Here is a 25,355-nt window from a genome sequence, read left to right as displayed (position 1 = left end):
CATCAGAATAGCTGGTCAGCGTGATTGAGTTAAATCATACTGCGTTGACCAGTTTTTTCTATTGAGCCTGAAGAAAGGAAGTTCATTGGAATCAAATATTACACGGCTTAGTTATCATGGCAAAGAATTGATTTTGATTGGGACGGCTCATGTTTCCAAAAACAGCGTCGATGAGGTTCGGGAAACCATAAAAAACGAACAGCCGGATTCCATCTGCATTGAACTGGATCAGCAGCGCTACGAGGCCATTAACCAGAAAGACAAATGGTCCAATACGGACTTGGTTCAGATCATCAAAAGCAAACGGGCGGGTTTTATGTTTGTCAATATTCTGTTGTCCAACTACCAGCGTAAGCTGGCCGAACAATTCGGAATTGAATCCGGCCAGGAAATGATGGAAGGAATTGCTTGTGCTAAAGAGTACGGAGCGGAGCTGGTACTGGCTGATCGCAGCATCCAGATTACTTTTAACCGAATCTGGCGGGGCTGCAGTTTATGGGAGAAGGTCAAGGTGCTGTTCTCGATTATTCTCAGTGTGGTGGATGATGAAGAAATTACTGAAGAAGATCTCGAAAACCTGAAATCCGATGATATGTTGACGGCCGCACTGTCAGAAATGGGTTCGGCTTTTAAAGGCGTCAAAAAATATCTGGTCGACGAGCGGGATCAGTATTTAGCCTATAAAATCAAGCATGCTCCGGGACATAAGGTTGTGGCCGTGCTGGGAGCGGCTCACGTGCCGGGGATCAAAGAAGAAATTTTTAAAGACCAGAATATTGCCGAGCTGGAGGTGATCCCACCGAAATCCAATGTTGGCAAGGTGATTGGTTGGATGATCCCGATTATTTTGCTGGCGCTGATTGTGGTAACCTTTATTGCCAGTCCCAGCTCGGGATGGGAGCAAGCTAAAAACTGGATTCTCTGGACTGGTCTGCTGGCAGCGTTGGGCACCCTGCTGGCAGGTGGGCATATTCTATCGGTATTGACAGCTTTTGTAGCGGCTCCAATTACGACCCTGCATCCATTACTGGCAGCAGGATGGTTTGCTGGCATGACCGAAGCGCATTTCCGTAAGCCCAAAGTGGAAGATTTTGAATCCTTGCCTAAAGACTTGGGTAGTATCAAAGGCCTCTGGCGCAATAAGGTGACTAAGGTGCTGATGGTCGTGGTATTTGCCAATCTGGGAAGCAGTATTGGCACCTGGCTGGGTGGGCTTAACATTATTGGGATTTTTATTAATACCTTTTCCTGAGAAGTGAATAATGCTTCCTGCAGGACGTTTAAATATGCATCAGCTTTCAAAAAAACTTGTTAATGTTTACAAAATAATATATAATTAACACCATTAGGAATTTAGAAAGGAGAAACGATGAAAAGAAAATTATTAGGTTTATCACTGGTTGTTTTATTGTTATCAGCATTGATGCTGACTGGTTGTTCTTCCGGAGGATCAAAAACATCAGAAGATGCATTAGCCGATGGCGTGTTAAGTATCGGTGTGGATGATACCTACCTGCCAATGGAATTCAGAGATGATCAAAACGAACTGGTTGGCTTTGATATTGACTTTGCCAACGCTTTAGCTGAAGAATTAGGGGTCAAAGCGGAATTCCAGACAGTAGCCTGGGATGGTATTTTCAACGGTTTAAATGCAAAGCAATACGATGCTATCATTTCCAGCACCAGTATAACACCTGAACGTCTTGAAGGTTTCAGTATGTCTGATCCTTACGTTGCCAACGGGATTGTAATTGTTTCACGAAAAGATGCAACCCCGGTTAAAACATTCAAAGAACTTGAAGGAAAAACTTTGGGTGCTCAGATTGAAACCACAGCTGATATCGCAGCCGAAAAATTAAAGGTTGAAGAAGGCGTCAATGTTGAAATTAAAAAATTTGATGGAATGCTGGATGCATTTGCAGCCCTTCAAGGTAAACAAATCGATAACGTCATCACTGATGTCGGGGTCGCCATGTACTATGTAGCTCAGAATCCTGATCTCTATGTTGTCAGCTCTGATGTTTTAACCAATGAGCCGATTGGGATTACTTCCCGTTTAGCGGACACGGCGACAACCGAAAAGTATAATGAAGCCATTAAAGCTTTGCAGGAAAGTGGCAAATTGTCAGAAATTTCAATGAAGTGGTTTGGTCAAGATATGACAAAAGATATTGACACTGAACTAGTAGTCATTGAATAGGATTATCAATAATTGAATAAATAAATGGAATAGGACTTGGTACAGTTGCTGTGACAAGTCCTGTTCATATGTTTATAGACAGCAGCGTACTGGTAAATGTCTCAAACTTGGCCAGTCTGTATGTGTCAATATACACCTGAGCAAATTTTCGTGAGGGTTGTAGACAAAGTAATTAAGGAGTTAATGTCTTTTTCTGTGATGCGGTATTAGAAGCGTCATCCGAGATGAAAAAGGCTTTGTCTGCAGTCTGACATGGAGCGCTGTTCAAATTTTTTATGACGAAGGGAAGATCAACGTGTTAACTGAAATCCAATTATGGGCAATTTTAAACGGAACCATTGTAACAATTGAGATTGCACTAGTAGCAATCGTTTTTGGTGCGATTTTCGGCGTAATTGTAGCTCTTGGGCGACTCTCAAAAAATAAGGTAGCCAATGGCCTATCCTGGTTTTATATCTGGTTTTTTAGAGGAACCCCTTTATTGCTCCAATTATTCATTATTTATTATGCCATCCCGATAATCTATCTGGATGCAACGGGTATCACATTTGAAGTCAATCCAATGATTGCAGCATTTGTGGCGTTCTCCTTAAATGCCACAGCCTATCTGGCCGAAATTATCCGGGCGGCCATTGAGTCCATCGATGGAGGGCAAATGGAAGCGGCTAAAGCCCTGGGAATGAGTTATCGCCAGGCGATGACAAAAATTATTATCCCCCAAACCTATAAACGGCTGGTTGCTCCTTTGGGTAACGAGCTGATTATGCTGTTAAAAGATACGTCACTGGTATCGACCATTGCATTATTTGATTTGCTGAGAACCACCAAAACAATGGCGAGTGCGACCGGATCGTGGATTTATTACATTTATGCCGCCGCCATCTATCTGTTCTTAACAACGATTATTCAGGTTGTATTTGATATGATGGAAAAGAAACTGGGAATTTACGAAAGATAGGGAAAAAAATATGAGTATGGTAAAATTAGTGAACGTACGAAAGTCTTTTGGAGATTTGGAAGTGCTCAAGGGTGTTAATCTCGAGGTTTCGCAGGGCGAAGTCGTCTGTATAATCGGTGCCAGCGGTTCAGGAAAAAGTACCATGTTACGGTGTCTTAATCATCTGGAACGGATCTCTGACGGAGAAATTTACATTGAAGATGTATTGTCCGATAAACGGGCCAACAATAAAGACCTGATGAAGATTGATCCGGTCACCGTGCAGTCCTTGTGCACCGATTTGGGCATGGTTTTTCAAAATTTCAATCTCTTTCCTCATTTGACGGTACTGGACAATGTGACTATTGCTCCTCTGATTGTCAAGAAAGAGGATAAAAAAGTAGCTGAAACCAGAGCCCTGGATTTATTAAGTATGGTTGGTCTCTTTGAAAAGAAAGATGAGTACCCATCCCGTTTATCCGGTGGTCAACAACAGCGGGTTGCTATTGCCAGAGCTTTGGCCATGGATCCCAAAATTATGATGTTTGACGAACCAACCTCAGCGCTGGATCCTGAACTGGTTGGCGAAGTTCTGGCAACCATGCGGCAATTGGCTGAAAAAGGGATGACAATGCTGATTGTTACCCATGAAATTGGTTTCGCCCGGGAAGTAGCCGATCGGGTTATTTTCATGGATGGAGGGGTCATCTGCGAAGAAGGCACCCCGGAAGAAGTACTGCTTAATCCTAAAGAAGAGCGAACAAAAAGCTTTCTTAATAAAATTCTATAAACAAATTAAAAAATTGTCGATTCGACAATTTTTTTTTATTTGCTTTACACTACATGTCATGATACAATCATCACATGCAAACTTTTGGAGGGATCAAAATGTTACTAGCAAATTATCATGTTCATTCAGATTATTGCGATGGTAAAAATACCCTTGAAGAAATGGTGAAGGCCGGAATAGCGGCAGGACTTATAAGTATGGGTCTGTCCAGCCATTTCCCCTTACCTTTTGCAAATGACTGGACAATGAAGGAAGAAAATGTCGAAGTTTATCTTAATGATATTAACGATCTGAAAACAAGGTATGCATCACAAATTGAACTTTACTGTGGTATGGAAATTGATTTCTTTATCGATCGTCAGGATATCAGTGATCTGGCTAAAGTGGTTAGGCCCCAGCTGGATTATACGATTATGTCGATTCATGCCATGGGAATAACCACTGGCGATGCGGTATCCTATATTGATGAATCCCCGCAGGACTTTGAAAAAGGCCTAAAAAAATACTATCGGGGTGACACCCGGAAATTTATTAAGGATTACTACCAAAGTATCGAGATCATGGCAAAAACATTTGAACCGGAGATTCTGGGACATATTGATTTAATCAAGAAATATAATCAGAATAATTATTTTTTTGATGAAAATGAGGACTGGTATCAGGAAACAGTATGCGTGTGTCTGGATGGTATCGCAGAAACATCGACCCGGATGGAAATTAACACCGGTGCAAATATGCGGACACCCGGGGTGGGACGTTACCCTTCTGATTGGATGATACCGGAGATGAAAAAACGAAATATTCCAATCACAGTCGGTGGCGATAGCCATTCAGTTGAGGGAATTGTCTATGAATATAACCAGGTAGAAAAATATTTAGCAGAATGTGGCTATCGTGAATATTGGGTACTGAAAAAAGGCCGATGGGAAGCACAGCCTCTGGGAGTGTAGTATGGATAAGCTTGAACGCAATAAAATCCTGTACATTCTCATCGTGCTTGTTTTTTTGGGCGTTTTTTGGGGTTGGTATCATTTTAAAGAAAGTAGTGACGCAGCAATTAGCATTTCCGATGCCACAGTACTCGAAAATGGCGCAGATGAAAACAGCCAGTCAGATCAGGGGCAAATGATGGTTCATATTACCGGGGCAGTGAAACAGCCGGGTGTTGTTTCTTTAAAACCCGAAGCCCGGTTGATTGAGGCCATTGAGCTGGTGGGTGGTTTAACAGAGACGGCTGATGTGGATTCGCTGAATCTGGCCAGAAAAATTCAGGATGAAGAGAAGATTCACATTCCTGCTATGGGCGAGGTATCAGCAACAGCGGTGTCCAGCGAGAATGATAAAGTAAACATTAATACTGCCAGTCTGGAAGAATTAAAGAGCTTGCCTGGCGTCGGTGATGTGATTGCCCAAGGGATCATTGATTACCGGGAAAAAAATGGTGGATTCAAGCAATTGGAAGAACTAAAGAATGTCACTCGAATTGGTGATAAAGTTTACGACGGCTTATCCGAATCAATTGTGATATGAAAAAGGTTACATACAAACATAATGATAAAAAATTATCAACAAAGATCAAATAATTATTTTATATGTTTACAATATAAAGATATGTGTTATACTTAATAAAACAGTTAAAGGGGTTGGAAATGGAATTATCAAATCGACAGAAAGAAATAATCGAGATTGTCAAAGAAAAGCAACCCGTTAAAAGCAATGAGATTTCGGAGCTGCTTAATATCAACCGGGCGACGATTCGGCCGGATCTTAAAATACTGACGATGATGGGTATTTTAGAAGCAAAACGAAAAGTCGGCTATTATTATACGGGGCGATCATTGCTTCACATCCTGGGAAGCTACATCAAAACCATTAACGTCATGGACATTCAAACCGAGCCAACAGTGGTTGAGGAAACCTCATCGATCTATGATGGCATTATTACGATGTTTACAAAAAATGCCGGAACCTTATATGTGGTTGACGGAAAGTACCTTTCCGGGATTGTCTCCCGTAAGGATTTTATTAAAGCCATGATTGGGAGAAAAGAGGTAGAATCGCTGCCCATCCCGATGATCATGACCCGAATGCCCAATATTATTTATCTGGAACCAACGGAATCTGTTTATGATGCCGCTTATAAAACGATGTTTTATGAGGTGGAATCGCTGCCCATTGTCACCAAAGAAATTGACGAAAAGGGTGTACAGCGGTTGGTGCTGATTGGTAAGGTGTCACGAACAAATATTACCCGCTATGTGGTAAACATGGGGAAAAGTGTTGAAGAATGAGGTTGAATCTTGAAAAGCATAGTAATATTCGTTGTTTCCGATACGCCTACCGAAATTGGTGAGCTGCTGGTAAAAGCAGGTACAAGCGTATTTGAAAACTCCATCCGGGAAGTGCGGTTTCATCCCTTTGTGGATGATAAGCTGAGTATTGACTACCTGTTGGATTTGGCAAAACAGGAAAATGGGTTGGTGGTGTATCGCTTTGCTTCAATCGAATTAAAGCATCATATGGAAACCGAGTCCCAAATAAAGGGGGTACCCATCTACGATGTGATGGGCTCGCTGATGGAGACGCTGAGAAGCATCACCGGAGAAGAACCGGTCAGGAACCTCAAATCCAGCCTGGAGCTGGATGCCCACTATATGAAAAAAATCGAGGCCATTGAATTTGCGGTGAAATATGATGATGGAAAAAACACCTCCGGTCTGGATCAGGCGGATATTATTTTGATTGGCGTTTCAAGAACTTCTAAGACACCAATCAGTATTTATTTGGCCAACAATAATTACAAGGTAGCCAATATTCCGCTAATGCCAGAAGTTGAACCGCCAAAAGAATTATTTGAAATACCAAAACATAAAATATTTGGGCTGATTCTGGATCCTAACCATCTGGTCAGTATCCGCTCAGAAAGAATCAGGGCCATGGGGCTCACCGGAACATCAAATTATGGAAGTTACGAAAGAGTAATGTTGGAGTTAGAGAAAGCACAACAGCTTTTCGATAAATTGGAGTGTACAGTCATTGACGTCACATCAAAAGCAATTGAAGAAATTGCAGCGATCATACTTGCAAATATAATCAGGAGGTAGAGGAAATGTCAAAAAAATGGGTTTATTTGTTTAAAGAAGGTAATGCAAACATGAAGGAACTGCTGGGGGGGAAGGGTGCTAACCTTGCAGAAATGACAAACATCGGTTTACCAGTTCCCGGGGGCTTTACCGTAACCACCGAGGCCTGCACTGAATATTATAATCAGGACAAAAAACTTTCTGACGAAATTGTCGGTCAGATCAATGAATACATGAGTATTCTGGAAAAAGAATGTGAAAAAGAATTTGGTAATGCAGATAATCCACTGTTGGTTTCCGTTCGTTCAGGTGCCAAGTTTTCAATGCCAGGTATGATGGATACCATCTTAAATCTCGGCCTTAATGACGAAACCGTGGCCGGTATTGCCAAAGCAACGGATAACGAACGGTTTGCCTTTGACAGCTACCGCCGCTTTATTCAAATGTTTGGTGATGTGGTCCAGGAAATCGGTAAAGAGAAATTTGACCACGTACTGGAAGCCGCCAAAGAAAAAAATGGTTATAAAGACGATACCGAATTGACTGCTGATGATCTTAAAGAAATCGTTGTTGCTTATAAAAAAATTGTTAAAGATGAAACTGGTGAAGATTTCCCGTTAGATCCCAAAGAACAATTATTAATGGCGATCGAAGCGGTATTCAGATCATGGAATAACAATCGGGCCATCAGCTACCGAAACATGAATGATATTCCCCACGACATTGGCACCGCTGTTAATGTTCAGTCGATGGTATATGGAAACATGGGCAATGATTGCGGGACTGGCGTCGCCTTTACCCGAAATCCTGCAACCGGACAGAAAAAACTATTTGGTGAATTCCTGATTAACGCCCAGGGAGAAGACGTGGTGGCAGGAATCCGAACTCCTAAAGATATTAATGAGTTGCAGGATATTATGCCGGAGGTTTTCAAACAATTCCATGAAACCGCCGAATTATTGGAGAAACATTATAAAGATATGCAGGATATTGAGTTTACCATTGAAAAAAGCAAACTCTTTATGCTGCAAACCCGAACCGGTAAGCGAACGGCTGCGGCTGCTATATGTGCCGCAGTGGAAATGGTCGAAGAAGGGCTGATCACCAAAGAAGAAGCCATTTTGCGACTGGATCCGATTGCCCTGGATCAGCTGTTGCACCCAACCTTTGAAGCAGCCGCACTATCAGCAGCCGAATTGCTGGCTACAGGTCTGCCGGCTTCACCAGGTGCCGCCACCGGTAAAATTTATTTTACGGCCGAAGCGGTTTGTACTGCCGTTGCCAATGGCGAAGAAACACTGCTGGTCAGAAAGGAAACATCCCCAGAAGATATTGAAGGCATGTATGCTGCCAACGGGATTTTAACCGCTCGTGGTGGCATGACCTCTCATGCGGCAGTTGTTGCCCGGGGGATGGGAAAATGCTGTGTAGCTGGATGCGAATCCATCAAGGTGGATGAAGCCGCCAAACAATTCACTGTTGGCAATCAGATTTTCAAAGAAGGAGATTACATCTCATTAAACGGAAGCACCGGTAGTGTTTACAAGGGTGGCATCAAAACCGTTACCCCTGAGTTGTCAGGACATTTTGGCCAGATCATGGCCTGGTCGGATGAATTCCGAACCCTGAAAGTTCGAACCAATGCCGACACCCCCAAGGATGCCTCTGTTGCGGTTCGTTTTGGTGCCGAAGGTATTGGCCTCTGTCGTACGGAGCACATGTTCTTTGATGAACATCGGCTACCTAGCGTCCGACGAATGATTCTCTCCGAATCAAAAGAACAGCGGGAAAAAGCCCTGGCGGAAATTCTGCCAATGCAAAAAGAAGATTTTATTGGCATCTACAAAGCCATGGAAGGTCGACCGGTGACCGTGCGTCTGCTTGACCCACCACTGCACGAATTCCTACCCAAAGAAACCAAAGACGTCGAAGCTTTGGCTGCCGATATGGGCTTTGACGTGGAAGATATGATCACCATCATTCAGGGTTTGGAAGAATTCAACCCGATGCTCGGTCACCGTGGGTGTCGTCTGGCGATTACCTATCCGGAAATTGCTGAAATGCAAACCCGGGCGATAATGGAAGCGGCCATTGAAGTCAAAGAAAAAGATGGCTTTAATGTAATCCCGGAAATCATGATTCCTTTAATTGGTATTAACGAAGAGTTAACCTACCTGGAAAAGGTAGTCAGAAACACAGCGGAACTCATTAAAACCGAAAAAAAATCAGATATCGAATACCTGGTGGGAACGATGATGGAAATTCCCCGGGCTACCCTGATTGCTGATCAGATTGCTGAAACAGCTGAATTCTTCTCATTTGGAACCAATGACCTGACTCAAATGACCTATGGTTTCTCCCGGGATGATGCCGGTAAGTTTATTACCGATTATAAAGACAAAGGGATTCTGCCTAATGACCCCTTCCAGAGCATTGACGTCGAAGGTGTTGGTAAACTGGTGGAAATGGGTGTCACCCTGGGCCGTAAAACCAAGCCTGACTTGAAAATCGGTGTTTGTGGTGAACATGGCGGCGATCCCAAATCGATTTTCTTCTTCCACAGTGTTGGACTGAGCTATGTTTCCTGCTCACCATTTAGGGTGCCAATTGCCCGCCTGGCCGCAGCTCAGGCAGCATTAAGCAACAATAAAAGTGCCTTTACTGACAAATAAACGATTATGAAACCCTCCGGGGTTTCTGAGGTTGTCGAAAAACTACCGTACCGACCAATTGTTAATCTGTTGTTCGCTACGGAATCGGACAGGCTCTGCCGTGTCCGCTCCGATGCGTACAACATGATGTAACAATTGTCGGTACTAGGTTATCTTGTTTGACAGTCCCAGAAACCCTTCGGGGTTTCTTTTTTTTAGAAAAAGTTCTATAATAAAGAGATATCAACAAATACAACAATAAATAATAGAAATAGAGGAACACGATGAAAATTTTAGTTTGTGGGGGAGCCGGGTATATTGGATCACATGTGGTCAGGGTGCTGGTGGAGCAGGGGTATCAGGTAGTGGTACTGGATAACTTCTCAACCGGGCATCTGGGAGCGGTACCGAAAGAGGCAGTAATTGAAGAAGGCGATATCCGGGATCGGGTCTTTCTTGGGCAGGTCTTTCAGGCTCATCCGATTGACTGCGTGATGCATTTTTGTGCCAACTCGCTGGTGGGTGAGTCGATGGTAGAGCCGCTCAAATATTATCACAATAATGTCTATGGCACCCTCTGTCTGCTGGAAACCATGGTCGAACAGGAGGTCAAACGGTTTGTTTTTTCATCAACTGCGGCTGTGTATGGTGAACCGGAGCAGAGCCCGATTACCGAGAACAGCACTAAAAAGCCCACCAATACCTATGGTGAGACAAAACTGGCAGTCGAAAAAATGCTGCCGTGGTTGGATCAGGCCCATGGCTTAAAATCGATGACCTTCCGTTATTTTAATGCCGCTGGTGCTCATCCCAGCGGGGAGATTGGGGAAGATCACAACCCCGAAACCCATTTGCTGCCGCTGATTTTAAAAACAGCCCTGGGCCAGCGGGATAAAATCAGCATTTTCGGAGAAGACTATCCCACCCCTGATGGTAGCTGCATCCGGGATTATATTCATGTTATGGATATCGCTGCCGCTCATATTTTAGGGATGGAAAAACTACTGGCTGGTGGCGAAAGTAATATTTATAATTTAGGTGATGGTAAAGGGTTTTCCGTCAAAGAAGTGATTGCCAGAACCAGGGCCATCACCGGAGAAGCCTTTGCAGTGGAGATTGCAGACAGACGAGCCGGCGATCCAGTTGAGCTGATTGCCTCATCAGAAAAAGCCCACCAGGAGTTGGGCTGGAAACCGGCGCATTCTGATTTGGACACGATTATAAAAACAGCCTGGAAATGGCATCAAAACCATCCCCAGGGCTATGGCGAATAAAGCGCTGTTAAAAAATCAGCATGCTTAAAGATTGATCACTCTTCATTGGTGGCATCATAAAACTGAAAACCTCCAGAAAGATTAAATACATTTTTAAAGCCGTGGTTAAGTAAGATGTTCTGGGTTGCATTACCGGTGACACCCTTATTACAATAAGTGATCACTGGACGGTTCTGATTAAACAGCGTCAGTTTGCGGCGCAGATCCTGATGGGGAATGTTCTGCGCTTTTGGCAGATGATCGGTAGTATAGTGTTCAGTTATTCGAGTATCAACGATTTGATAAGTTTCCCCATTATTCAGTTTTTTTTTAAGTCGGCGGGGGTGATCAGTTTTCGTCCATTGTTCAGGGCATTATCCAGAATCATCCCGGTATAATGGATCGGATCCTTGGTGGTGGAAAATGGTGGCGCATAGCCGAGATCCAGATCAAAGAATTCAGCCACGGTGGCCCCATAGGTAATCAGGGTGACAAAAACATCCAGGCGTTTGTCAACTCCTTCGTAGCCGATGATCTGTACGCCTAAGAGTTTTTGGGTGGCCCGATCAGCGATAGCCTTGATCAGCATTTCCCGACCACCATAATAACCTGGTTTGTCGGGCTTGATATTATGGACAATTTCGATATCATAACCTTCCTTAAGGGCTTCTGCTTCGGATAAGCCGGTGCTGCCGATGCTGATATCAAAGACCTTAAAAATGCCGGTGCTTAAGTTACCCGGATAAATCACATTGCCGCCAGTGATATTATCGCCGCAGATCCGTCCGGTTTTATTGGCAGTTGAACCCAGGGGCCGGTAGTGAGGTTTTTTGGTGACCGATGACCAGGTCTCGATACAGTCGCCACAGGCATAAATATCAGTATCAATGGTCATCATCCGTTCATCAACCCGTAGGGCTCCGGTGACACCCAGCAATAAGCCAGCTTCCCGGGCCAGGCTAACATTGGGCTTAACTCCGGTGGCGACAATAATCATCTCACCAGGAACAAGGCTGCCATCTTCCAGAACCACGCCCTGAGCGGTGGCTTCAACCACATTGGCATTTTTCAGGATGGGAATGGCTTTTTGTTTGAGCAGCTTTTCCAGATATTGAGACATATCCGCGTCAAGGTTAGGAGTCAATTTACCGGCCCGTTCCACCAGGGTTACCTGAATGCCGCAGGCCAACAGATTTTCCATCACCTCAAAACCAATAAAGCCGGTACCCACTACCACCGCTGTTTGGGGCTTATGGTTGTTCATAAAGGTTTTGATTTTCAGGGCATCTTGGACATTGCGGAGGAAAAAAACATTTTCCAGTTCAATTCCTTTAATCGGAGGGACAAAAGCCTGGGCGCCGGTACTGATTATCAATTTATCGTAGCGATCTTCGAAAATGGCTCCCGTTTCCAGGTTTTTAATAATAACATTTTTATCGCAAATATTAATTTTTAAGACCTCATGGTGGATATGGACATCAATATTGTATTTGGTCTTAAAAAATTCGGGTGTTCGAGGGGTCAATTCCATGATTGATGCGACTTTACCGCCAATAAAATAAGGAAGTCCACATCCGGAATAGGATATGTCCTGATCTTTTTCATAGATAACTATTTCGGCCGAATCATCATTTCGTCGGGCTTTGGCTGCCGCCGAGGTGCCTCCGGCAACTGCGCCAATGACTATTATTTTCATGGTTATCTCCTTTAGTTTAAATCAGTGTCTCACCAAATAGTAATAAAAATCCCTGTTTAAAAATCGTAGTATCTTCATTATAATCAAACAATGATGCAAAAGCAATGACCATTTGAGGCTTCCAGAGACAAATAACAGTAACAAAACCATAGGTATGGGTAAATTATAGCTACCCTGGCGACAGTAAAAATTTACCCCATGAAATCAGTTTCAAGAAATGAGAAAAGTGATAAAATAGTAAAGCTGAGAAAATGGAATTATCCTAAGTGGCCGGGATTACAATCCGGGAAAAATTTGGTATAATGGAAACAGTAATAAAACTTTGAAAAGAACAGATGAGGAGAAATCATGTTAAAACTCGAAAACATTTCATTTGAAGTTGAAAATGAAAAAGAAATTTTAAGGGATGTTAATTTAACCATCGAAAAAGGTAAGTTTATCGCCATCACTGGACCAAATGGTGGGGGCAAATCAACGCTGGCTCGAATTATTTCTGGCGTATTAAAGCCCACCAAAGGTAAAATTACTTTTTACGGTGAAGATATAACCGATTTGTCGATCACAGAACGGGCCCAAAGAGGGATCAGCTTTGGTTTTCAACAGCCGGTGCGTTTTAAAGGGATCACCGTTCATGATTTGATCAACATTGCTAAGGGTGAGGAGCTATCGGTAATGGATGCCAGCCATTATCTGTCAGAGGTTGGTCTCTGCGCCAAGGATTATATCCATCGGGAGCTCAATGATGGCTTATCCGGTGGGGAAATCAAACGAATTGAAATTGCCACCATCATTGCCCGCAATACCAAATTGTCAATTTTTGATGAGCCAGAAGCTGGTATCGATTTATGGAGTTTTAATCACCTTATAGATATTTTTCTAAAAATGCATCAGAGTCAGGAAAACTCGATTGTCATCATCTCCCATCAGGAGCGTATTTTAGATGTAGCCGATGAAATCATCGCCATGGTTGACGGTGCCATTGTCAAGCGCGGTGCGAAAGAAAGTGTGTTGCCGGAGCTTTTGCATTGTGAAGATCCCAAAAACTGTTTAAATTGTCATGATATATTGGAGGCATAAAGAATGAACGACATCGCAAAAAAATTATTAAAAGAAGTCAGCGGCTTGGATGAAATGCCCAAAGGTGCTTATAATATCCGGGAAAACAGCAAAAGTGTGGCTAGGCAGTCCAGCGAAAACATAGAGATTGTCAGCAAAGAAGATAAATCCGGTATCGATATTATTGTCAAGCCCGACACCAAATCCGAAAACGTCTTTATCCCGGCCCTGGTATCCTGTAGCGGGGTTCATGACCTGGTTTATAATGATTTCTTTATTGGCGAAAATGCTGATATCACCATTATTGCCGGCTGCGGCGTCAGCACTGGGGATAGCTGTGATGGCTCGGAGCATAACGGGATTCATCGGTTCTTTCTGGGAAAAAATTCGAAAGTTCGCTATGTTGAAAAACACATTGGCGAAGGAACCGGTACAGGAAAACGGGTTATTGATCCGGTCACTGAGGTGATTCAGGAAGAAGGCAGTTACATGGAAATGGAAACAACCCAGATCAAAGGGGTTGATTCCACCCGCCGCTTTACCACCGCCAAACTTAAAGATGGGGCCAAACTGGTAATCAAAGAAAAACTGATGACCCATGGCGAGCAATTTGCTGAGTCCAAGTTTGAAGTGGATATGGATGGTGAAGATTCTAGTGTTAATCTGATTTCCCGTTCCGTCGCCCGGGATTATTCCCGACAGACCTTTATTTCCAAAATTAATGGCAACACCCGCTGTGTGGGTCACTCTGAATGTGATGCAATTATTATGGATCATGGGGTCGTCAGTGCGATTCCGGAAATTACCGCCAATAGTCTGGATGCCACTCTGATTCATGAGGCTGCTATTGGCAAAATTGCTGGTGATCAGATGATTAAGCTGATGACTTTAGGCCTAACCGAAGGGGAAGCAGAAGCGAAAATTATTGACGGTTTTTTAAATTAGTTTAACCAAACTGGCAGAACCTCTGATTGATGGCATCAGAGGTTCTCTTTTTAGCTGATCAGCAAAAATCTGAATAACAATGCAGCAATCGGGTAATAAATCATGTAATTATTGAATTACATCTGATGGGATAAAAAAGTGATCTAAAAAGAATGACACAATTAATCTGGCGATAAATTATCGCTAAACCAGGTTTTACTGGATACATGGATCGGACTACCTGCCAAGAATGGCATGCTTAATGATTAAGGGGAAATGTAGCATGAAGAAAGAGCCAGACGTCAATACCCTTCATTTAGAAGAGCCACTAAAGCAAAACACGCCAAAGATTCGGGTAGGGCTTTTTAAGTATTTTACTAAGCCCTCGACCCTGGGAGTGCTTGTTTTATGTGGGTTGCTTTTCGTGGTTTTATTTTTGCCGCCGGTTATTGGAATGGGCGATGATGGTAGCACTGCGGCGATTATAACAGGCAGTGACCTTTATAATTTGGGAAAACTGACCCCGAAAGAAGCGATGGCTTATTTTCAAAAAAATTGGGGCATCATGGAATATTACAACGATTCTGACAATGGCCAGATTACTTCACAGACACCTTTTCTCAATGCCGCCAGAAATCTGGATCGGGCTTATACCTGGGATGGGCTGTTCGATATGCGTTTTTACGGTGCTGTGATCGCGATTTTTTATTTGATCGCAATGTATTTTTTATTTGAAACGGTCACTTATGGCAAACGGGCCAGGTGGTCCTATGTCATTGTTGGGTTGGGAGTAATCATCTTTGGCGATACTGCCTACACCGCCTGGATTAATTCATTTTACCCCCAGGCCCTCAGTTTTTTTCTGGTGATGATTCTGGGAACGTCGCTGATTCTGATGGGCCAGGAAAAGCTGAATGATTATCTCTTAATCGGCTGCTTTTTTTTAAGTGGATTGCTGCTTTGTCTCTTGAATCAGCAATATGCTCTACTGGGATTGTTTCTGGGAATTCTGGGGATCAGTCTTAAATATGTCAGTGCCGATAAATATTATATCCGCATCTGTGTTGTTGGTGGCAGCCTTTTGATGCTGTGTTCACTGACAGCTTTTTTTGTAATGCCCAATGGACTGACAAATCTTAGTGCCTACCACAGTATGACCCGGGGGGTATTGATGACGGCTGAAAACCCGGAGCAGGCCCTGAAAGAATTTTCAATCAATCCCCAATATGCAGTGCTCACCGGCACCTCATATTATCAGGCGATCGCTCCGGAAACCATGGACAGCCAGGAAATGGAGAGTGCCTTTTTTAGTAAGGTAAACCCTACTGGCGTGGCCATTTATTATCTGGCCAATCCCGGTCAATTGTATGAAATGCTTAATCGTTCGGTGGACAGCAGTTTTAATATCCGGCCAGCCTGGCTGGGAAATTATGAAATAACCCAGGGTTATGCCCCCGGTGCCCAAACCAGTTTTTTTACCCTCTGGAGTTTTCTTAAAGCCAATTACCTACCAGGAAATTTCGGTTTTATTATCATCTGGATGGGGGTGATTATTGGTGTCTATGTCCGCTTTTTTAGGAAAGGCATCATTGAAAAAAATGAGCGCAATACCCTGCGCTTTGTCGGCCTGATGACCTGGCTGTTTATCGGACTCTGGGAATTATATGTGGCGATTATCACTTCGGGAGATGCCGATACACTGGGGCATTTATTCATATTTTCGCTGACCTTTGATCTGATTTCATTTATTATTTTGGGTAAGTTCATTCATTGGATTGAAAAACAATTACGTAAGGTGGATTGGGAGGCCCGAAAACAGGCGTTTTTAAATCGCAACAAGAATAAGCAAAAACAGCGGGAACAGCGGGGATATCGATTATGAAACGGCGCATTATGAGCTTTATCATCGTATTTTTAATAATTTTGCCGATGTCACTGATCGCAGCCACTGAAGTTGTCAACCAGGAAGCTATCGTCAACAGTCCCCAGGATGTGCTGTTGATTTATGATCAGTTGGCGGTGGACACGGTTTATCGCAATAATCTCAGTGAGGTGGAAACCCTGCTGAGTTCGCTGTCGCAAACGGCCGAAATCGTGTCGATGGACGATTACCCTGGCGGGCGGCTGTTGGCTTATCAAAAAGTGATTGTCCTGAAAAATACCCAAAACACCATCAATAATCCGGCCCTTATTGCGGATTGTCAGAACTATTCCGGAGCAATGGTTTATATTGGTTTTGCAGCACCGGAATTGGTTCCCGGGCTGGCGGGTTTTCCCGTCAATCGTCAGCTGGGCCGAACCGTTTCGGTGAACCTCAATGGCTTGGCCATCAACAGTATCTGGATCGATGAGTTGCAGGTGATTGATGCCACACCGGATTCTGGCGAAGTCACCATCGGAGTTGGAACAGCAAGCTATCCGTTTGCCAAAACCAGCGGCCAGCTGACCTATGTTCCGACCTTTATCGGCCAGCCGGGGTTTACCCTGGGATTGGGAGAAGTACTCAAAGACTGGTTTGGACGAATTAACTCAGTCCATATGACCCTGTTGATTCCGGATATCTATCCTTTTTCGGATCTGAACATGGTGATTGAAACAGCTGATGCTTTTTACGCCAATGGCATCCCATTTACGCTGGGGGTGGCACCGTTAGATGATAATATCGATTATCCGGCGATGGCCCGATTTTATCAGGTGCTCCGCTATGTACAGTCAAGAAATGGAACCATCCTGATTCACCGCCCCAGTCCGGCGACGGTGTCCGATAGCAGCACGGTGCTATCGGAAAAAATGTATACGGTTATTGCGAAGATGGTGGAAAATGGGGTGTATCCCTTGGGACTGGTAACTGACGAAAGTTTGTTTTTTGATGCAGTCGATGCGGTTAATCCCCTCAATTTATTTTCATCAGGGATAATTATGTCGGATACCAGCATCGCTGCGCCGGGGCCAAAAGCAAGCTGGGCCCTGAATTCAGCCAGTATGGCAGTGACACTTGAAACCGTAATAAATAGCAGTAGTCAGAATCGTAATTTTGGCAACTACCCCATCAATACCACCATTGTCATGGCGCTACCGGAAAATAAGGACGTGCTGACTGCACAGCTGAATACCATCAATCAAAAATGGCTTTCTCTGACGAACTATCAGCAGCTGGACAATCAGTGGACCATCGGACAGAATACCGTCCTTAGTGGCCCGGCAGGGATTTGGGTCAATGGCCTTCCGGTTTCGCTGGTATATGACGAGGAACCCATCAGTGATGATTACGCATACCAGAAACCCCCGGAATACAGCCTGGAAAAAATTTTTACCGCAGGCAACGCCTTTTTACTGACAGTGGTGGGAATAATTATTGTGGTTTTTATCATCATTGTGGTTTTCAGCCGTTGGGTCTATCTCAGCAAATTCCGAAAAGTGGTGGATCAGGAGCAAAACAAGCAGCCAGTTAATCAAAATGATAAAAAGGAGGGCAACACCCCATGAACGTATTTGATTATATAATGGTGATCAATATCTTTTTAATCTGGAGTCTCCTGTTTGTCAACATTGTCCTGATTGTGGCCGGATATGTTTACTATCTCAAGGTGGAACAGCAGAAACCGCCAGAAATATCCGGGGAGTACCCCTTTGTTTCGATTATGGTACCAGCCCATAATGAAGGGGTGGTGATCGTCAAAACGGTGGCAGCACTGTTGGCCTTTGATTATCCCGAGGATCGCTACGAGATTATTGTGATCAATGATAACTCATCCGATAACAGTGCTGAGCTGCTCAAAGAAATCCAGGACGATAACCCCGGTCGCAATCTGGTTGTCATCAATACCGATAATATTACCGGTGGCAAGGGCAAATCCAATGCCCTGAATATCGGTTATCAGCAGGCTAAAGGCGATTTTATCGCCATTTATGATGCCGACAATACTCCGGAACACAAGGCTCTGAGATATCTTGCCGCTGAACTTAAGGCCGATGATTCGCTGGGGGCGGTGATTGGAAAATTCCGCACCCGGAATAAGGAGGTCAATCTGCTGACCCGCTTTATCAATATTGAAACCCTCTCTTTTCAGTGGATGGCCCAGGCCGGGCGGTGGCAGCTGATGAAGCTGTGCACGATTCCCGGAACCAATTTCATTCTGCGCCGAACCATCATTGAGGCGATCGGTGGATGGGACGAAAAGGCGGTGGCAGAAGACACCGAAATCAGCTTCCGGATCTATTTAATGGGATATAAAATCAAGTTCCAGCCCAAGGCGGTGACCTGGGAACAGGAACCCCAAACCCTGGGGGTCTGGTTTAGACAGCGAACCCGTTGGGTCAAGGGCAATGTTTATGTGCTGATAAAAAATATTGGTTATCTGGTTGATAAAGAGGCCAGAAAAATCCGCTTTGATATTTTTTATTTCCTATCCACTTACTTTTTGCTTTTAACGGCGCTGGTGGTGTCGGATATTATCTTTTTTATGAATATGGCCGGGTTGGTTTCCACTTCCATCCAGGGATTCAGCAACCTGCTCTGGTTTACCGCTTTCGTGATGTTTGTTTTGGGGGTATTTATTGCCCTGACAACGGAGAAAGGCGAGATGAGTGTCGCCAATTTCTTTATCATCGCCCTGATGTATTTTACCTATTGTCAGATGTGGATCATCGTAACGGTGTATGGGGTCTATCAGTATTTTAAAGACCGGATTAAAAAGCAGGACAGCAAATGGTATAAAACCGAGCGCTTCCAGGGCTGAAATAATAATCAATGGATAAGTGATTGCGAAGGTAGCATGAGCTTTGGATCCAGTTTCGCACGAAACAATTTTTACACTAGGGCGAACAACATTTTCTTGTGCTGTTTGTCTACACGTTACAAAATTGTTTGTGGAAACTGCACCCAAAGCAATTCTTGTTCGATGTTTTTAGTTTCGCAAATGCCTAAATTCATGACATAAAGGAGGAGAAAATGAAACGATCGACGATTACAATAGTTTTGCTGGTTTTGCTGTTGGGGCTATTGATTGAGCCGGCCAGTGCGGCCAACTATGGTGGGGTGCCCCAGTCTGATCTACGGACCGAACCCCAGACCTTTGTCACCAGTTTTTCGGATCAATCGATGAAGGGTTTGTTTTCGACCGCCGAACAAACCTTCTGGATTGCCAAAGACTGGGACGTGGAAACCGTCCTTTTGCATCTGGAATACCGGGCCACCCAATTGGCAGACACCCAGCTATCCAGTCTGACGGTGGCCATTAATGGGACATATTTTTATTCATTACGGCCGGCTGATAATTCCGGCAACCGGCATGGCATTGATATTTATGTACCGCTGGAGTTGCTCCAGCAAGGTTACAATAATATCCGGATTGATGGCTATATGCGAACCCAGAATGCCCTGCCCTGTGTGGATGATGTCAGCGAAGCTAACTGGTTGGATATATTCAAGGAATCAACCGTTTCGGTACGATTTGATAAAAACGCTTTTACCACCAGTATTGCCTCCTTCTATAATCGTTTTTTTGAGGTGGATGCTTTGCGCTATGGAGAATCGGCCTTTATCATTTCGGATTCAGACAGTCCGGCAGAGCTCAACGCAGCTTTGTTGGGAATTTCCGGGATCTCCAACCAGACGATTTATAGTGACGGGTATTTTCCGATTTTAACATTTAGTGATCCTGCAGGGAATCTTTCCCGGAACCGTATCATCATTGCCCGGTATGACCAGTTACCGGAAAACTACCGGAACCAGGCTGACCAGAACGGTATCGATGATGAGAATGCTGTGCTGGTTTTGCTTAATGAAGGGTCAGGAATTAATACCCTGATCATTACTGCCAAAAACGACGTGGCCCTGATCAATGCCGGTAGGATGTTGGGAAACCCGGCCTTGATGAACCAGTTGCAGGCGCCGGTAAAATTGCTGGGAAAAACCGAAGATATTAAAACCGAAGTCTATGAAGCGGAAACCTATATCAGTTTTGCCGGTTCAGAAGGAAGCTATTACAATGGAGCCTTTCATCAGGTCAAGGAGTTTACCATCAATTACCCGGCCAACCGAAGCCTGACCAATGCCAGTGAATTTTACCTGAATTACCGCTATTCAGAAAATCTCGACTTTGACCGGTCGCTGATGACGGTATCTATCAATGATGTTCCCGTCGGCAGCAGAAAACTCTCTCAGAGTAAGGCGGGCGGCGATGAGGCCACCATCCCGATTCCCATCGACATTGATATTGGTAGTTCCTTCCAGGTCAAGGTAACCTTTGATCTGGAAATAAAAGATCTGTGGTGCAGCTTGCGGCAGGGGGACATGCCCTGGGCCTACCTCACGCCAAACACAATGTTAAAAATTAACTCCGTGACCAGTCAGGATCTGATTTTTGAAAACTATCCAGACCCCTTTGTGACTGATTACAGTTATAATGCGGTCAGTTTGGTGGTGCCGGATCAGCTGGATGGTGAAACCGCCAACCTGCTGGCCAAAATGTTCCGGGTGATGGGACGCTATACCAGGGGAAATACCGGGGAGCTCACCGTTCTTTACCCTGACGAAATGAATGAAACAGCACTCTATTCTAATATTATTGCGGTGGGAACCTACCAGAATAATAGTTTTATCAAGAGTAACAATGACAAGCTGTACTTTCAATTTGGCGAAGATGGTACCACTTTCCTTTCCAATGAAAAACTGGTCATCGATCCGACTTACGGTAAAACCCTGGGGTCAGCGCAGTTGCTGACTTCACTATACAGCAAACCCGGTCGTGCCAGCCTGATGGTGGCGGCCCCGAATCAGACCGGTCTGGTGGCGATTGGCAATAATCTGGGCGAAATGAAAAACCTGGGGCGATTATCGGGGGATGCTGCGTTAGCCGATACCAATGGCAATGTCCAGAGTTATCGCTTTAAAGCGCCGAAAAATCCCACTATTGCGGTGGTACAGCAAATTTCGGTAAACCAGGAAGCTCAGATTTTTCTGCTGGTCAGCATCATGGTGATCATTCTGCTGGCAGCAGGTCTGATTATGGTGGTAAGGAAGAACGGCATTGAGCTTAAGAAGGGAGGTTGGCGAAAATGAAAAATCGGGATCATGTATTATCTGATCTGGGGATTGTATTTTTTCTGGTACTGACCTTCGTCACCATTACCTTTACCGCCCAGGATGCTGACCATTATGTTCAAAACCTGGTAATGTTGAATGTGACCTTTCTGGTGATCTTAATTACTTATTTCAGCAATATCACCCTGGGTCTGGTGACCAACGGCGTGGTGATCTTTTTCTATATCTCCTATACGATTTTTCTGGTGCTGGTAAACGGTGAACCGCTGACCGCCTCCTCCTATTTCTGGATTGTGCTGTTGCCCCTGTATACCTATGTCGTCAGCTTGATGACCAGCAGAAATCAGGCGCTACAGAATCGGGTTAATGAACTTGAAGATGAAAATGTCAGCTTATCGACGGTGGATCCGGACACCGGCCTGCGAAACTTTCGGACCCTGGTCAGCGATGCCAAAATTTTTATTGGGATGTCAAAGCGGGGACAGATCGAGTTATCCCTGATGATGATCAAATTTCGGCACTATAAAGAGATCAAACGAATTCTGGGTGAAGAACGGCTGCCGTTGTTCATCCGCCAGATGACTGAGGTTATGCATCGCAGTCTCCGGGCGGAGGATACCCTGTACCTGATTGAAAAAGAGGATATCACCTTTGGTCTGTTTTTGATTACCGATACCGCCGGAACCAAAATTGTTGAAAAGCGGATCAGAGATCATATGAAAACCGAAGAGTTTTATACCATTACAGCCCCCTACGAGGTGGAAATTGATTTAAAAATCGGGGTTTTTCATTGTGACAATTGTAAGAATGGCGAGATGGTTTCGCCGCTGGAATTTATTGAAAAGGCCCGAAAAGAAATGGAATACGATGTCGGCTAAGGGGAAAACCCGGAGATTGCAAAAGACCAGTTATTGCGTCACAATAGCTGGTCTTTTTATTATTTATTAAAATAAGCCGCAATGGCCTGACAGATGCGCAAGGCGGCCTTGCCGTCGCCATAGGGGTTGACAGCCTGGGCCATGGTCTGGTAGGCCAGAGGGTCATCCAGCAGATGCTGGGTGATCCGGATGATATTGGCTTTCTCGACCCCGCCCATGACAACGGTTCCGGCGGCGACGGCTTCCGGGCGTTCGGTTTCCTTACGCAGTACCACCACTGGTTTTCCCAGAGCCGGAGCTTCCTCCTGAATGCCGCCGGAATCGGTGAGCACCAGGTAGGCCCGGCCCATCAGGTTGGACATTTCCTCATAGTCCAGCGGGGTAAGAATATGAACCCGGTCAAGATCAGCCAATAGTGGCAGGGCGGTTTTGGCAATTTGTGGATTGGGGTGCATCGGAAAGACCACTTCCACATCCGGATTAGCCAGCACCAGTTCCCGGATGGCAGAAAAAATCTCTACCATCGGGGCACCAATATTTTCCCGGCGATGGGAAGTCAATAAGATGACTCGGCGTGTGTCATAGTCAATGGCGTTAAGGATCGGGTTGGCAAACTGGTAGTTGTCCGTTACCGTCATTAATAAGGCATCAATGACCGTATTCCCGGTAATGACGATCTGACGTTCGGGGATGTCTTCCCGAATCAGATTATCCCGATTGCCGGGGGTCGGCGAAAAATGCAGATCCCCCAGCTGACTGATCAGGGTGCGGTTCATTTCCTCCGGGTAGGGGGAGTACTTGTTTTTGGTTCGCAAACCAGCTTCGACATGGCCAATCGGGATTTGTTCATAAAAAGCCGACAGGGCTGAAGCAAAGGCCGTGGTAGTATCGCCATGAACCAGAATCATATCCGGGGATTCAGTCTCAAGAATTGGTTTCAGTTCATCGAGAATACTGGCCGTGAGATAACAAAGGGTTTGACCGGGCTTCATCAGATTCAAATCATAATCGGCGGTGATCGCAAAAAGCGCCAGCACCTGATCCAGCATTTCCCGGTGCTGGGCTGTCAGGGTGACCAGGGTCTGAAAACGGGGATCTTTTTTTAAAGCAATCACCAGTGGCGCCATTTTGATAGCCTCCGGTCGGGTTCCAAAAAGAAGCATGACTTTAATTTTTTTCATTTTACTCCCTCTCATCATGTTTGTCATATCGTCGAAGCGATTACTTGTTATAAATCAGACCCAGCAGAGCCTGGAGGTTGTCGTAGGAATAGGCGTTATTGTTGTAGCCGAAACCGCCGTATAAGAGACTGAGGGGATCGCTGTTCTGATGCTTTTTAAGCTGGGTCAGGGCGTTGCCGGTTAAAAATTCATTCCCCAGGGCAGCCCCGATCTGAGCAGCCAGGCCGTAGGCGGCTGATGACTCCTGAGTATCCAGTGCGGCCCCGGTTTGGGGATCATAATAGGAATAAAGGGTTCCGCTAGCGGTGTGCTCTTCCAGCCAGTCGATGGACTGCTGCGAATAAATCCCGACATGAGCCAGATTTAGCATCACCATCAGGCTATCCAGAATGTTTATTTTTCCATCAGCATCGGTATATATTCTTTTAGAGGGATCATAGCTTTTATGGTAAAGTGGCAAGCTTTCGCCAATAAAGCTACCCAGTAGAATCTCTTGGTTGGTGGTGACTGTCGAGGCCATTTCAGGCTTGGCAGTCGCCAGGGTCTGGATGGCTGCGAGGTTGATATAGGCCACCTCCACGGTTTTATCCTGGGTGGGGCTGGTATTGCTGTAATAATTAACCAGGTAGCCGGACTGAAATCCCTTTGAGGGCAATTGATTTTCCAGAGTTTTTAAAATTTCTGCGGCAGCATCATTATGAGGCCATTGGTTTTTGGCCAGGGCCAGGGTTTGGTAAATCCGCAGATCATCAATGGTGGCTGAGACGTCGGTGATCGGATCACTGTTTTCAACGATCCGCCACAATAAGATATCATCAACCATCAGATAATTTTTAATATAGTTGGCGGTGTCGTTAAATAGTTTTTGATCGCCAGTTAAGCGGGCATATTCCAATAATAGTCCCATCGATTCAGATAGTACTTCATGACCGGCAGATAAATCCCCGGTTCGGGCAGTGCTCTGATAATTGGTGTAAATACCCCCATATGGTGAGGTCAGGTGATCGCCGATAAAGGCCCGACAATTAAGCGCTTCCCGGGAGAGGGGGTCGACTGGAATCAGCGGTTCCGAAACAAGGGTGGTGTAATTAGCCAATTTAGTATTATCCTCGGTGTGGGGCAGAAAATTTCCCCAAAGCAAAACAATCAAGCCGGTCAGGACAACAAAGATAAACGATCGTCTAAGCGTTTTTGCCATGTTTTCGCTTCTTTCCTATTTTTGAAGAACCGCGCAGCATCACCTTTCGAACCAGGTTGACCGTCGAAGAAATCATAATGATCCCCACGGCCAGGGCACCCGAAATCAGCAGGGTGTGGACCCCGGTGGTGATGCCAAGATCCATTTCGCCGTTGATAAAATAGAGCATCGTATAGTAAATACCACCGCCGGGAACCAGCGGAATCAGGGCCACAGCCAGATAAATGGTGGTCGGCGATTTGGTCAACCGGGCCAGCACCTCAGCATAAAGGGAGATGGCAATGGTGGCCAGCAGATAGAGAATGACATCATTGCTGATGAAGAGCTGAAAAACCACGTAAACCAGTTGGCCCAGCAGCCCTCCCAGAGCCGAAAGCAGCAGCTTGTTGCGGGGAATATTAAAGACGATGGCAAAGGCCAGGGAGGCTCCAAAGGCATATAGACAGGGTGTGATATAATTCAT

22 protein-coding genes are annotated in these 25,355 nt (G+C 44.9%); 17 read left to right on the top strand and 5 right to left on the bottom strand.

Annotated features, from left to right (window positions below):
- Positions 1 to 85 precede the first annotated feature (85 nt).
- The 10 genes from BI182_RS09000 to galE all read left to right on the top strand — a co-directional run bounded on the left by BI182_RS09000 (position 86) and on the right by galE (position 10,935).
- Entirely contained in the window at positions 86 to 1,252 is a 1,167-nt protein-coding gene (locus tag BI182_RS09000; protein ID WP_250933213.1) for a TraB/GumN family protein, read from the top strand.
- A 117-nt stretch (positions 1,253 to 1,369) separates the two neighbouring features.
- Entirely contained in the window at positions 1,370 to 2,200 is an 831-nt protein-coding gene (locus tag BI182_RS08995) for a transporter substrate-binding domain-containing protein (protein WP_148638711.1), read from the top strand.
- 295 nt (positions 2,201 to 2,495) lie between these two features.
- On the top strand, positions 2,496 to 3,158 hold the full coding sequence (locus BI182_RS08990; protein ID WP_070370538.1) for an amino acid ABC transporter permease: 663 nt from the start codon (positions 2,496 to 2,498) through the stop codon (positions 3,156 to 3,158).
- A gap of 10 nt (positions 3,159 to 3,168) precedes the next feature.
- Entirely contained in the window at positions 3,169 to 3,927 is a 759-nt protein-coding gene (locus tag BI182_RS08985) for an amino acid ABC transporter ATP-binding protein (RefSeq protein WP_070370539.1), read from the top strand.
- A gap of 98 nt (positions 3,928 to 4,025) precedes the next feature.
- The gene (gene hisJ, locus BI182_RS08980; RefSeq protein ID WP_286807149.1) at positions 4,026 to 4,877 is read left to right on the top strand and encodes a histidinol-phosphatase HisJ; all 852 of its coding nucleotides are present in this window, start codon (positions 4,026 to 4,028) and stop codon (positions 4,875 to 4,877) included.
- A 1-nt stretch (position 4,878) separates the two neighbouring features.
- On the top strand, positions 4,879 to 5,457 hold the full coding sequence (locus BI182_RS08975) for a helix-hairpin-helix domain-containing protein (RefSeq protein ID WP_286807146.1): 579 nt from the start codon (positions 4,879 to 4,881) through the stop codon (positions 5,455 to 5,457).
- A gap of 119 nt (positions 5,458 to 5,576) precedes the next feature.
- Positions 5,577 to 6,218, top strand: coding sequence for a helix-turn-helix transcriptional regulator (locus BI182_RS08970; protein WP_084633531.1), 642 nt, complete (start codon positions 5,577 to 5,579; stop codon positions 6,216 to 6,218).
- 9 nt (positions 6,219 to 6,227) lie between these two features.
- Entirely contained in the window at positions 6,228 to 7,031 is an 804-nt protein-coding gene (locus BI182_RS08965; protein ID WP_243134864.1) for a pyruvate, water dikinase regulatory protein, read from the top strand.
- Between the two features lie 5 nt (positions 7,032 to 7,036).
- The gene (gene ppdK, locus BI182_RS08960) at positions 7,037 to 9,682 is read left to right on the top strand and encodes a pyruvate, phosphate dikinase (protein WP_148638706.1); all 2,646 of its coding nucleotides are present in this window, start codon (positions 7,037 to 7,039) and stop codon (positions 9,680 to 9,682) included.
- 263 nt (positions 9,683 to 9,945) lie between these two features.
- Entirely contained in the window at positions 9,946 to 10,935 is a 990-nt protein-coding gene (gene galE / locus BI182_RS08955; protein WP_286807140.1) for a UDP-glucose 4-epimerase GalE, read from the top strand.
- A 35-nt stretch (positions 10,936 to 10,970) separates the two neighbouring features.
- On the opposite strand, the gene BI182_RS08950 is transcribed toward galE, so the two are convergent.
- Positions 10,971 to 11,198 (bottom strand): rhodanese-like domain-containing protein, encoded by a 228-nt coding sequence (locus tag BI182_RS08950; protein ID WP_243134867.1) that lies wholly within the window; start codon positions 11,196 to 11,198, stop codon positions 10,971 to 10,973.
- 35 nt (positions 11,199 to 11,233) lie between these two features.
- Positions 11,234 to 12,610 (bottom strand): FAD-dependent oxidoreductase, encoded by a 1,377-nt coding sequence (locus BI182_RS08945; protein WP_242871582.1) that lies wholly within the window; start codon positions 12,608 to 12,610, stop codon positions 11,234 to 11,236.
- Positions 12,611 to 12,958: 348 nt separating this feature from the next.
- Here BI182_RS08945 and BI182_RS08940 point away from each other — a divergent pair, with 348 nt between their 5' ends.
- From BI182_RS08940 to BI182_RS08910, 7 genes are all read left to right on the top strand, one after another.
- Positions 12,959 to 13,687, top strand: a complete 729-nt coding sequence (locus tag BI182_RS08940; protein WP_070370546.1) for an ABC transporter ATP-binding protein — start codon at positions 12,959 to 12,961, stop codon at positions 13,685 to 13,687.
- A gap of 3 nt (positions 13,688 to 13,690) precedes the next feature.
- A complete protein-coding gene (locus BI182_RS08935) occupies positions 13,691 to 14,611 on the top strand; it encodes a SufB/SufD family protein (protein ID WP_286807131.1) in 921 nt (306 codons plus the stop codon).
- Positions 14,612 to 14,873: 262 nt separating this feature from the next.
- A complete protein-coding gene (locus tag BI182_RS08930) occupies positions 14,874 to 16,472 on the top strand; it encodes a YfdI family membrane protein (protein ID WP_228882865.1) in 1,599 nt (532 codons plus the stop codon).
- Positions 16,469 to 18,076 carry a DUF2334 domain-containing protein gene (locus BI182_RS08925; RefSeq protein ID WP_286807123.1) on the top strand — a complete coding sequence of 536 codons (1,608 nt, stop codon included), beginning with the start codon at positions 16,469 to 16,471 and terminating at the stop codon, positions 18,074 to 18,076. The genes BI182_RS08930 and BI182_RS08925 overlap by 4 nt, the downstream gene beginning before the upstream one ends.
- On the top strand, positions 18,073 to 19,329 hold the full coding sequence (locus tag BI182_RS08920; RefSeq protein WP_286807120.1) for a glycosyltransferase family 2 protein: 1,257 nt from the start codon (positions 18,073 to 18,075) through the stop codon (positions 19,327 to 19,329). Before BI182_RS08925 ends, BI182_RS08920 begins: the two co-directional genes overlap by 4 nt.
- A gap of 212 nt (positions 19,330 to 19,541) precedes the next feature.
- Positions 19,542 to 21,653, top strand: coding sequence for a cellulose biosynthesis cyclic di-GMP-binding regulatory protein BcsB (locus BI182_RS08915; protein WP_286807115.1), 2,112 nt, complete (start codon positions 19,542 to 19,544; stop codon positions 21,651 to 21,653).
- Positions 21,650 to 22,513 carry a GGDEF domain-containing protein gene (locus BI182_RS08910; RefSeq protein ID WP_250933190.1) on the top strand — a complete coding sequence of 288 codons (864 nt, stop codon included), beginning with the start codon at positions 21,650 to 21,652 and terminating at the stop codon, positions 22,511 to 22,513. Before BI182_RS08915 ends, BI182_RS08910 begins: the two co-directional genes overlap by 4 nt.
- Before the next feature lie 59 nt (positions 22,514 to 22,572).
- Here BI182_RS08910 and wecB read toward each other — a convergent pair whose 3' ends face one another.
- From wecB to BI182_RS08895, 3 genes are read right to left on the bottom strand one after another with little or no spacing between them, the layout of a single operon-like run.
- On the bottom strand, positions 22,573 to 23,694 hold the full coding sequence (wecB, locus tag BI182_RS08905; protein WP_286807111.1) for a non-hydrolyzing UDP-N-acetylglucosamine 2-epimerase: 1,122 nt from the start codon (positions 23,692 to 23,694) through the stop codon (positions 22,573 to 22,575).
- Positions 23,695 to 23,734: 40 nt separating this feature from the next.
- Positions 23,735 to 24,892, bottom strand: coding sequence for a hypothetical protein (locus tag BI182_RS08900; protein ID WP_286807109.1), 1,158 nt, complete (start codon positions 24,890 to 24,892; stop codon positions 23,735 to 23,737).
- Positions 24,876 to 25,355 (bottom strand): threonine/serine exporter family protein, encoded by a 480-nt coding sequence (locus tag BI182_RS08895; RefSeq protein ID WP_286807107.1) that lies wholly within the window; start codon positions 25,353 to 25,355, stop codon positions 24,876 to 24,878. The genes BI182_RS08900 and BI182_RS08895 overlap by 17 nt, the downstream gene beginning before the upstream one ends.

The sequence above is a fragment of the Acetobacterium sp. MES1 genome, from assembly GCF_002237635.1.
Classification (GTDB): domain Bacteria; phylum Bacillota; class Clostridia; order Eubacteriales; family Eubacteriaceae; genus Acetobacterium; species Acetobacterium wieringae.
This window is presented reverse-complemented; position numbering and strand designations above follow the sequence as displayed.